The following is a 10,726-nucleotide window of genomic DNA, read 5'->3' on the forward strand; positions in this document are numbered from 1 at the left end:
TCCCGTCGTCCGCAGATCCGACGCTACTCGCCGCCTCTGACAAAGACGTCGCCGAGAACGTCATGATCGTCGACCTGGTCCGCAATGATCTCGGACGCGTCTCCCGCATCGGCTCGGTCTCCGTCCCCGACTTGCTGACGGTGGTCGGAGCTCCGGGCGTGTGGCACCTGGTGTCGACCGTGGCGGCGCACCTGCGCGACGACATCGGCAACCGCGAGCTCCTCGACGCTGCCTTTCCTCCCGCCTCGGTGACAGGCACGCCCAAGATTCGAGCCCAGGAACTGCTCGCCGAGTGGGAGGAGCATCCTCGCGGCATCTATTGCGGTGCCGTCGGCATCGCAGGCCCCGGCGGCTTGCTCGACCTCAACGTCGCCGTCCGCACGGTATCCGTCGCCTCCGACAACACCCTCACCCTCGGCGTCGGCGGCGGCATCACCATCGACTCCTCCCCCGCCGCCGAATGGCAGGAGTGCCTCGACAAAGCCGCCTCGATCGTGGGCTTCGGGACCTAGCTCCGCCGGCGGCTCCCTTACGTTGGTCGAGCGCCCGGCTTCCCCCAGGTTGGTCGAGGGCCTGGCTGCGAGCAGCCTGCCCTCACGTTGGTCGAGTGCCTGGCTGCCCCATGTTGGTCGAGTGCCTGGCTGCCCCCACGTTGGTCGAGGGCCTGGCTGCCCCCCACGTTGGTCGAGTGCCTGGCTGCGAGCGCAGCGAGCACCCAGGCGAATCGAGACCGCCGCGACACACAATCTCGGCACACGGCTGCTCACCGCACTCGCCCCAAACAAGCTCACCGCACCCGCGCGCAGCACACCAAACCTTCAATCGAACACTTGTTCTCATCACTCATGACCTGTAACATAGCTCACACGAAGCGGTCCCCTCCGGGACCACCTTTCGGCTCCTTGAGAACTCCATAGCCGTCGCGCACAGGCGACACGGACTGCTACCGGGGCCGCGGGGGCTGGAGGGGCAGTCGGTGGAGTGCCGACGGAACAAAGGGAAACGCGGAACGCGGCACGCCGACCCGACTCCGGGTCGGCGGCGCGTTCCGCGGACACGGTGACACCAACGGACCAATCCAGTGGATCAGCAGCGCCCAACCAGGCACCTACGCCTCCCATCCTTCGGCGAACCCGGACACCTCGCGAGACAACCCTTCGCACGAAGAAACCCTCACCACCGAGGCAACCGCGCCCCGCGAAGGGCAGGAAACGCTCAGACAGCAAGATCCGCCCTGAGCCGTGGCGAAGGTTCAGGGCGGATCGAGGAGATGTGGCCTCACGGAGCGAGAATGTAGCTCATTCCGCCGATATCCTTGGTCACCTTGCTGCCGTATCGACCGAAACCGGCACTGCCGTTCATATCCGTGTAATGGATGTATCGACCGTCGGCGCGATTCTCAACACTTCGCACCCAACCGACATGGCCATAGGTTCGGTCAACGCCGTGCACGCCCGGCTGGAAGACCACAATGCTCCGAGGCTGCGCGTCAGCAACCACCGTCCAGCCATTGGCCCGAGCAGACGCCGCGTAATCCTTGGCATTGCCGCGGATCTTCGGGTAATAGCCGGTGTTCTGCCTCCACAATTCCTGGGCACCCCAGGTGCAGTAGCCGGAGATGCCGCTGTTCGATGCGGACTTCTGACCGACAGCGCGGCCCGTGGTCCTGGGGGCCGGAGCCGGAGCCGGAGCGCTGCCGCCGCACTTCGGAGTCACCGGGTTATTGGTACCGGTGTACAGGCCGGCGTCGGTGACGTAGCCGCCGCCGTCGATCGTGTACCAAATAGTGGTGGTGCCGTAACGACCCGTCACTGCCTGGCCATTCGTCCAGCAGTTGATGCCGACCCTGGTGTTGCCCGCGATCCGCCGCAGCAAGGTGCCGCTGGACGTAGGTGCGGACCGCACGTTGAGGGTTTCCAGCGTAGTCGCGGTCTTGATGCCGGCTTCTGCGGGTGCCGCAGCCAGCGTGGTAGCGGCGACACCGAGTCCGCCGATGAGTCCACAGGTCAAGACCATCGAACCGATCCGCCTGGCAATTGACGTTCGATCAAGTCGAATCATGAGCTTCCCATCTAGAGTCATTCCCGTATTGGGGCGCGATCAAACTAACCCGAGAAACGTCGGAATCGACGCCGAGAATGCCCTCTCAGACACCATTCACCCATTTATGCGACCGGAATCCGAATCATCAGACGACCCCAATTCTGGGGTCATAGAGTCGAAACCCATGCGAATCAACCTAATGCGATCGGCTTCCGATCGGAGGCGTGCCCGCGCTACACCATCCGCCGTGCGGCGCGACCGGCCTGACGGCCGGTGAACAGGCAGCCGCCGAGGAACGTGCCCTCCAACGCGCGGTAACCGTGGACGCCGCCGCCACCGAAACCCGCGGCTTCGCCGACCGCCATCAGTCCGGGAACGGGCTTGCCGTTGTGACCGAGGACGCGGCCGGACAGATCGGTCTGCAGTCCACCGAGCGACTTGCGAGTCAGGATGTTCATCTTGATCGCAATCAGCGGGCCGGCCTCGGGATCGAGGATTCGGTGCATCGGCACGGTGCGGACGATGCTGTCTCCCGGGTACGCCAGCGACCGGCGGATGCCGCGAATCTGCTCGTCCGTGGTGTTCGGGTTGAAGGCTTCGCGATCGCGGTGGCGGATCTGCTTCTTGAGGTCTGCCGCATTGATGAGGTCCTTGCCGACCAGCTTGTTCATCCGTGCCGCGAGCCCTTCGACAGTTGTCGCGGTGACGAAGTCCGGGCCGCGGTCCAGGAAGGCCTGAACCGGCTTGGGAACGTCGTCGAGTGCACGGTTCGCAAGATACAGCGGCAGGTTCTTGGACGTCAGCTCCGGATTCTGCTCCGATCCCGAGAGCACGAACTCCTTCTCGATGATCCGCTTGTTCAGCACGAACCACGAATACTCGTGACCCGACTTCTGAATCATCTCGAGAGTGCCGAGGGTGTCGTAGCTGGGGATGCCTGGCGACGGGAACCGACGACCGGAGCCGTCGAACCACATCGAGGTCGGCGCACCGAGAACGCGGATGCCGTGCCCAGGCCAGATCGACGAATGGTTGCGCAGCCCCTCGGTGTAGTGCCACATCCGGTCGCTGTTCACCAGGCGACCACCGGCCTGCTCGGTGATGCCGAGCATCCGGCCGTCCACGTGCGCCGGAACGCCGGTCACCATGAACTCGGGGGCCGTGCCGAGGCGCGACGGCCAGTTGCGCCGGACCAGATCGTGGTTGCCGCCGATGCCGCCCGACGCGACGATCACCAGGGGCGCGTGCAGCTCGAAGTCGCCGGTCTTGGTGCGCGAGGACTGCTTGCCGCGCGGTGCGGAACTGTGTTCCAGCACCGAGCCGCGGATACCGGTCACGGCGCCGTCGGTGGTGATGAGTTCGTCGACGCGGTGACGGAACTCGAACTTGATCAGACCCGCACGGACGGCCTCGCGAACCCGCCGGGCAAAGGGCTCGACCACACCCGGGCCGGTGCCCAGCGTGGTGTGGAACCGCGGCACGGTGTTGCCAGGGCTGCCCGGACGGCCGTCGCCGCGCTCGGCCCATCCGACCACAGGTACCCACATCATGCCCATGCCCGACAGCCACGACCGCTTCTCGCCCGCGGCGAACTCGAGGTACTTCTCGGCCCACTGTCGCGCCCAGTAGTCTTCGCCGCCGACCTCGCGCGGGCCGCGATCGAAGCCCGCCGTCGTGAACCAGTCGCGATGCGCGCGCTGGTACGAGTCGCGGACGCCCGCCAGACGTTGCTCGGGGCTGTCGATGAAGAACAGGCCTCCGAGACTCCAATGCGCCTGGCCGCCGAGGTTCTGGCCCGACTCCTGGTCGACGATCAGCACCTTCTTCTTGCGGTCGGCCAGTTCGCAGGCCGCCACCAGACCCGACAGTCCGTGTCCCACGACGATCACGTCCGCGTCCTGTGACGGTCCCGCCGACGCAAGGCCCGCACCCGGCGCAACCAGGCCCGCGGCAATTGCGACGCCTCCGGCGGCCAGGGCCTGACGGCGCGTGATCGACAGATTGGTCTCTGCGGGCATAAAGGAGGTCTCCGAACTCAGCTCGACGGCATCGCGACGAGACTCACGTCGCATTCCGTCCCACGCTACTGTCCGCGTCACCGGCCGCCGACGTCAGGCGTCGCTGGATCGGCAGACACGTCACGAAAAGGTCGTTGTGGAGGGCAGACGCCGACCTACCCCAGCCGCGACCGGTGGCCGAGTGCCGCGGTCTTCGACCACCCGGTCACCTTGCCGAGGAATCCGGCGAAGGTCAGGACCCACGCGACCACCGCCACCCAGACCTCCACCTGTCCGATCGCGGTCAAGAGCGGCATCTGGTTCACCGTCCCCAGTTGCCGACAACCGACGCCGTACATGCCGAGCGGGAAGACGATCGACCAGAACGAGACGTCATACCGCAACGGAATCCGGTGGGTCACGTGCCGCCAGTACCCCGCGAAGACCAGCGGCGGAATCAGCCAGGTGCCGAACGCCCAGAAGAAGAGGGAGACCGCTTCGATGGTGGTCCGAGTGACGTCGAGGATCGGCGCCTCGACCATCACCCCGATGTTCGCACCGGCGACCACGGTGATCGCGGTGGCGCCCATCGCGATCCAGTACGCGCCGCCGAGCTGCCCCGGTTTCGGGTGATACAGGAACACGCGCAGCGCGACGAACAGCGCGACCGCCATGTAGAGGAAGATGCCGACCGCCCAGCAGACCACCGCGAACAGCGCCAACTCCGACCGCCAGTTCTCCGCGTGCGGCTGAATCGCCGCGGCGAGGACGGCCACCGACTGCGTCGCGACCACCCACAGAAACCAGGTTCCGTCGGCTCGCTCGAGTCGCGGGATCCCGCCGACCACGGTGAAGGCCAGCGGCGGGAGTACGTAGCCGAGCAAGAGCCAGGTTCCCGCGGTCACGGCCAGCAGCGCCAGCGCAATCCCAATGTGGTCGTCGATCACCAGGCGAGCCCCGAGCACACCGGTGCCCGCGACAAACGTGAAGAAGCCGAAGGTCCGGTTCGGGATGCGGAGATCACGGACGAAATTCTCGGAGTAGAAGACGACCCGCAGCAGGTTCAGGATCACGAGACCGACATAGGCGACGATGGCGATCCACATGAGCCCCACCGACACCGCCGTCCAGCCTTCGAGAGCCGTGGCGATCGAGACGATGCCGGTGGCCATGACCAGGGCGAAGTAGGCGGGATGGAGCCCGCGGATTGAATCCCCGACTACCTGCCCGAACGCCATCAGTCGTCGCGCCGAGCCTCGAGCACGGCCTCGTAGACGTCGCGACGCGAGAATGCGGTGCCTGCAGCCGCCTGCGCGCACGCCTCTTTGAGCCGGGCACCGCCGTCTGCCAATTCCTCGGCACGGGCGACCACATCGTCGATGCCGACCGTCTCGTCGACCGCAGGCGCCCCAGCCACCACCACCGTGATCTCACCCTTGACGCCGTCCGCAGCCCACTCCGCGAGTTGGGACAGCGGCCCGCGCTTCACTTCCTCGTAGGTCTTGGTGAGCTCGCGGCACACAGCGGCACGACGATCCGGCCCGAGGACTTCGGCGGCGTCGGCCAGCGTCTGCGCCAGCCGATGCGGTGATTCGAAGAACACCACCGTGCGCGGCTGGGTGCGCAGTTCGACGAGCCAGTCGTGACGCGCGCCGGACTTGCGCGGAGCGAAACCGTCGAAGCAGAAGCGCTCGGACGGCATGGCCGACAGGGCGAGCGCAGTGGTCACGGCCGACGGTCCGGGCAGGCAGGTGATGCGCAGGTCGGCGTCCGCGCACGCGACCACCAGCCGATAGCCGGGGTCGCTGACCGACGGCATTCCGGCGTCGGTGACGAGCAGTACCGTGGCACCGTCGGTGATCGCCTCCACCAGGCCCGGTGTCCGAGCGGCCTCCACCTGGTCGTAGTAGCTGAGCAGACGTCCGGTGATCTCGACGCCGAGAGCAGCCGCAAGGGTACGGGTGCGGCGGGTGTCCTCGGCGGCGACGATGTCGGCAGTGCCGAGGGCCTCGCGCAAGCGCGGCGAGGCGTCGTCCGGCTGTCCCATCGGCGTGCCCGCCAGAACCAGGCATCCGCCGCCAGGCTCGCCCGCCGCATCCGCGGCGCTACTCCGGTCCGTACTCATCACCGACTCAGCCTACTGACCCGGCTACCATCGCACAGGTGACCCCTGCCGCCTCCATCGATCGCGCGACCGTCGTCGACCGTGCGCTCACCGAAGACCTCGGCACGGCACCGGCGCCCCAGATCCCCGAACCCGTCTTCGGCGCCACCGACCGCCTCCGCGGCACGATCGTCGGCGCCGTTCTGACGTTGATCGCCGTCGCGACCCGCTTCTGGGACCTCGGCAACCCGACCGACAAGGGAACCCCCGTCTTCGACGAGAAGCACTACGTCCCCCAGGGCTGGCAGGTCCTCACCGGCGACAACCTCCTCGAAGACAATCCCGCCTACGGCCTGGTGGTGCACCCGCCCGTCGGCAAGTGGATGCTGGCGGCCAGCGAATGGATGTTCGGCTACACCCCGCTGGGCTGGCGCTTCCTGGCCGCGGTCTCAGGCGTCGTCGTGGTGCTGGCGGTGTACCTCTCGGTCCGCCGCATGAGCCGTTCGACGCTCATCGGCGCCATCGCGGGCATCTTCGCGATCTGCGAGGGCGTGCTGTTCGTGCAGTCGCGGCTCGGCATGCTCGACATCTTCCAGATCCTGTTCGTGGTGTTGGCGTTCGCGGCGCTGATCGCCGACCGCGACCAGATGCGCCAGCGCATGCACCGGGTGTGGACCGAGGGCCGGATGGGAGACTCCCCGTTCGGCCCCCGCTTCGGCTTCCGCTGGTACCGCTTCACCGCGGGGGTGATGCTCGGCCTGGCATGCGGCGTCAAGTGGTCCGGCGCGTACTTCGTCGTCGCGTTCACGCTGCTGTCGCTCGGCTTCGACGTCGCCGCGCGCCGCGCGTACCACGTGAAACGCCCGTGGATGGGCGTGCTGCGGCGCGATGTGATCCCGTCGGGCATGTCGCTCGGCGTGATGCCGTTCTTCATGTACGTAGCCAGCTTCGCGCCGTGGTTCGCCTCGGAGACCGCCGTCTACCGCTACGCGACCGGCGAGAAGATCGGCACCGACGGCGCCTTCTCGTGGGTGCCGAACGCGATCCGCTCGTTCTGGTACTACGAGTCCGGGATCCTGGAGTTTCACTCCGGGCTCACCAACGCCGCGGGCAATCACCACCCGTGGGAGTCGAAACCCTGGACGTGGCCGATGGGCCTGCGGCCGATGCTGTACGCCATCTCGTACGGCCCCGATCAGTGCGGCGGCTCGGACTGCGTGCGCGCGCAGATGCTGATCGGCACCCCGGCCCTGTGGTGGCTGGCGCTGCCGATGATCGTGTGGGCCCTGTGGCGGATCGCGTCGCGGCGCGATTGGCGCTACGTCGCGGTGCTGGCGGCCTACGGCGCGGCGATCCTGCCGTGGTTCACGCAGATCGACCGTCAGATGTACTTCTTCTACGCCACGGCCATGGCGCCGTTCCTCGTGATGGGGCTGGCACTGGCCTGCGGAGACCTGCTGCGCGCCGCACCGCGCGGCGCGCAATCGGAGAGACGACTGCTCAGCGTCCTCGGCGTGTCGTTCTTCATCGCGCTCGTCATCGCCAACTTCGTGTGGCTGTGGCCGATCCTCGTCGGCGCACCGATCTCGAACGTCGAGTGGGGCCAGCAGATCTGGCTGCCGAGTTGGTCGTAGCCGACGCTAGCCCGTGGCAGGCACCGAGCGGCGTTCCACCGCCGCGTCGCCGGAGCCCAGCCAGGTGAGGAGCGCAACCACGAGGACCGCGCCCGTCACCACGAATGCCGGGCCGAAGCCGAATGCGTCGGCGATCAGACCGGTGAGGAGCGGACCCGACACCGCGCCGAGGTCGGAGGCCATGCCGTACGCGGCCAGCGCCGATCCCCCGCGACGACGGCCGGCGAGCATGTCGCCCAGCGCCGCCTGATGCGTCGGCGCGAACAGGCCCGAGCCGACGCCCGCCACCGCGGTCAGCGCAAGCGCCACCCAGATGTTCGGCGAGTAACCGAGGAAGACGGTGCCCACCGCCGCGACGATCAATCCCGGGATCATCACCGTCCGACGCCCGTACCGGTCCGACAATCGACCCGAGACCAGGATCGCGATCATGTTGCCCGCCGCGTAGCAGGCCAGGATGATGCCCGCCCACGCGCTGCCGTAACCGAGGCCGTCCTGCACGAAGAGCGGCACCAGCGCCACCCGAACGCCCATCGACGCCCAGCCCTGTGCGAAGTTCGAGGTGAGGATCGCTCGGTACTCGCGCGTCCGCAACGACGCGAAGAACTGCGGCGCGGGAGGCAGGTCCGCGCCGTCGTCCGACGTCTCGACCACCTCGGGCGGCGGCGGCATGAAACTCGCGACGACCGCCGCGGCGATCAGCAGCGCGATCGCATAGACGACGAACGGGAAGCGCAGTCCGAAGCCCACCAGCGCCGCCCCGATCAGCGGTCCGGTGAGGTTGCCGACCAGGAAGCCTGCCGAGAAGTAGCCGGACGCCCGGCCGCGCACCTCCTGCGGCGACAACCGGATCAGCAGCGCCATCGCCGACACCGAGAACATCGTCGAACCGATGCCGCCGGCCGCGCGGAAAGCCAGCAGTTGCCAGTAATCCTGGGCGAAAGCGCAGGCCAGCGTACTCAGCGCGACGATCAGCAAACCGGTCAGATAGATCTTCCGCTCGCCGAGCACCGTCACCAGACGGCCGCTGGCCGGTGCGAACATCAGCCGCATCATCGCGAACGCCGACACCACCAGTGCCGCCGCCGCAGCGGAGACGCCGAAGGTGGTCGCGAAGATCGGCAGCGCCGGGGCGATGAGACCGTAGCCGAGGGCGATCACAGCGTTGGCGATCAGCAGGATCCACAGTCCGCGGGGGAGGTTCTTCATGGTGGGTCCAGGCTAAGCCAGCCGCTCCAGAAAGCACTTACTCCGTATGTTGTGACCGCGGACGGGTCACAACATACGGAGTAAGGGGGTATCGCTCAGCGACGCGCGATCATCACCGGCACATGCGCGTGGTGCAGCACCTTCTGGCTGCGCGACCCGAGCAGCAGGCCGGTGAAGCCACCGCGGCCGCGGCTGCCCATGACGATCAACGACGCGGAGTCGCCTGCGGCATCGAGAATCGCCTTCGCGGGCTCCTCGGGCACCACCACGCGCTCCACCTCGACGTCCGGGTAGTCCTCGCTGTAGCCCGCCATCCGCTCGGCGACGGCTTCGACGGCCTGCTGCGACATCTCGTCGATCTCCTTGGCGTCGAGACCGAAGCCGTGCAGCGCATCGGCGTCGAGCGGCGTCCAGGTGTGGACCGCCACCAGCTTCTTCTTCCGCAGGTCGGCCTGGCGGTACGCCTCGGCGACGGCGGGATCACTGATCTTGGAGTCGTCGACACCGACGACGACGGGTCCGTCGCCGCCCAGCGCGCCATCGGGAACGATCACGACGCGTCCCTTGGAGTGCGCGGCGACGCTGGTGCTGACCGAACCGAGGAACAAGCCCTTGACGCTGCTGAGGCCGCGGGTGCCGAGCACCGTGATCTGGGCGTTCTCGCCGAGTTCGAGCAGGACGCGCGCGGCGTCGCCTTCCACGATCGACCCGTTCAGCTTCACGTCGGGGGCCACCTCGCGGGCGACTGCTGCGGCGTCCTGAACGAATCCGGTCGACTCGCTGCGGATCGCGTCGATCACGTCCTGCGGGATCACCAGACCGGGCGCGTAATCGCTCGTGGTGGAGCTGTACGCAGCGACGATCTTCAGGTCGAGACCCTCGACCTCAGCGGCGTGCGCCGCCCACCGAACCGCATTGGTCGATTCGGGCGATCCGTCGACACCGACCAGAATCAAACTCATTTCGCGACTCTCTCCTTCACACCGGCCCGGAAACGTCGTATGCCGTTTCCGTCGGAAGCCTCAGCCTCATTGTTCACGAAACAAGTGCGCCGCGCATCGGTACGAAGACCCATGTCGCGATCCGTACACTGGATGTCAGCAAGCCTTCCCCGCAATTCCAGGAGTCTGACGATGTCTGCCATCCTCTCGGCGCGCGAGTTCCGCCCCGCCGTGACCCATTTCGCAGCAACGATCGGACTCGCCATGCTGCTGGCGGTGATCGCCGCCACCGTCGACAGCACCGGCGCCACCAAGGCCCTCGCCCTCGCCTCGCTGATCGTCATGCTGCTGGGCACCCTCACCGCGATGGTCCGCACGTACCTGTCATGGCGAGCCGACGGCCGCTGGCAGATCTGGCAGGGCGCCACGTGGTTCCTGCTGGGACTCTCGCTGCTGTGGTTCACCTCCGCGCTGCCGGTGGTGCTCTTCACCTGATCCGACCCACGCCTGATCTATCTCAGCGCCCACCCTGCAGAGCGATGCTGATCTCTTCGGCGTCGAGCCGCTCGAGCGCGTCGGAGAGCGCCTCGGAACTGTAGGCGCCGCGATCGCGCAGATTGAGCAGCTCCACCCGCTGCCGAGCGATGATCACCCTCCGGACCCGCCGCATCTCCGCGGCGCTGTGCAATCGCAGGTCCAGGGCGTCGCCGTCGAAGTCGGCGTCGGCCTCGAGCACGCGCAGTTGCTCGATGCTGCGGGCGAGCAGTCCGTCCGTCCCGCACACCGACGGGTCGTTCA

At 67.4% G+C, this 10,726-nt stretch carries 9 protein-coding genes and 1 pseudogene; 3 read left to right on the top strand and 7 right to left on the bottom strand.

Features of this window, described 5'->3' with window-relative positions; all coding sequences use genetic code 11:
* On the top strand, positions 1 to 512 hold a 512-nt coding region (locus GX543_RS07455), incomplete at its 5' end, for a chorismate-binding protein (protein ID WP_290850993.1).
* A 766-nt stretch (positions 513 to 1,278) separates the two neighbouring features.
* On the opposite strand, the gene GX543_RS07460 is transcribed toward GX543_RS07455, so the two are convergent.
* The 4 genes from GX543_RS07460 to rsmI form a co-directional block, all read right to left on the bottom strand.
* On the bottom strand, positions 1,279 to 2,061 hold the full coding sequence (locus tag GX543_RS07460; RefSeq protein WP_290850995.1) for a CHAP domain-containing protein: 783 nt from the start codon (positions 2,059 to 2,061) through the stop codon (positions 1,279 to 1,281).
* A gap of 215 nt (positions 2,062 to 2,276) precedes the next feature.
* A complete protein-coding gene (locus GX543_RS07465; protein ID WP_290851004.1) occupies positions 2,277 to 4,061 on the bottom strand; it encodes an FAD-binding dehydrogenase in 1,785 nt (594 codons plus the stop codon).
* Between the two features lie 155 nt (positions 4,062 to 4,216).
* On the bottom strand, positions 4,217 to 5,278 hold the full coding sequence (locus GX543_RS07470) for a tellurite resistance/C4-dicarboxylate transporter family protein (protein WP_290850997.1): 1,062 nt from the start codon (positions 5,276 to 5,278) through the stop codon (positions 4,217 to 4,219).
* A complete protein-coding gene (gene rsmI, locus GX543_RS07475) occupies positions 5,278 to 6,165 on the bottom strand; it encodes a 16S rRNA (cytidine(1402)-2'-O)-methyltransferase (RefSeq protein WP_290851005.1) in 888 nt (295 codons plus the stop codon). Before rsmI ends, GX543_RS07470 begins: the two co-directional genes overlap by 1 nt.
* A gap of 56 nt (positions 6,166 to 6,221) precedes the next feature.
* Here rsmI and GX543_RS07480 point away from each other — a divergent pair, with 56 nt between their 5' ends.
* Positions 6,222 to 7,778: a phospholipid carrier-dependent glycosyltransferase gene (locus tag GX543_RS07480; protein WP_290851006.1), complete on the top strand. Its 1,557-nt coding sequence runs from the start codon at positions 6,222 to 6,224 to the stop codon at positions 7,776 to 7,778.
* Positions 7,779 to 7,784: 6 nt separating this feature from the next.
* Here the strand turns inward: GX543_RS07480 and GX543_RS07485 are convergent, their stop codons facing one another.
* Positions 7,785 to 8,987 carry an MFS transporter gene (locus tag GX543_RS07485; protein ID WP_290850999.1) on the bottom strand — a complete coding sequence of 401 codons (1,203 nt, stop codon included), beginning with the start codon at positions 8,985 to 8,987 and terminating at the stop codon, positions 7,785 to 7,787.
* Positions 8,988 to 9,082: 95 nt separating this feature from the next.
* Positions 9,083 to 9,949 (bottom strand): universal stress protein, encoded by an 867-nt coding sequence (locus tag GX543_RS07490; RefSeq protein WP_290851001.1) that lies wholly within the window; start codon positions 9,947 to 9,949, stop codon positions 9,083 to 9,085.
* A 171-nt stretch (positions 9,950 to 10,120) separates the two neighbouring features.
* Here GX543_RS07490 and GX543_RS07495 point away from each other — a divergent pair, with 171 nt between their 5' ends.
* The gene (locus GX543_RS07495) at positions 10,121 to 10,423 is read left to right on the top strand and encodes a hypothetical protein (RefSeq protein ID WP_290851003.1); all 303 of its coding nucleotides are present in this window, start codon (positions 10,121 to 10,123) and stop codon (positions 10,421 to 10,423) included.
* 22 nt (positions 10,424 to 10,445) lie between these two features.
* Here the strand turns inward: GX543_RS07495 and GX543_RS07500 are convergent.
* Positions 10,446 to 10,726, bottom strand: a pseudogene (locus GX543_RS07500) (cation:proton antiporter); the annotation flags it as partial.

It is taken from the genome of Gordonia sp. (in: high G+C Gram-positive bacteria), assembly GCF_012515855.1.
Classification (GTDB): Bacteria; Actinomycetota; Actinomycetes; order Mycobacteriales; family Mycobacteriaceae; genus Gordonia.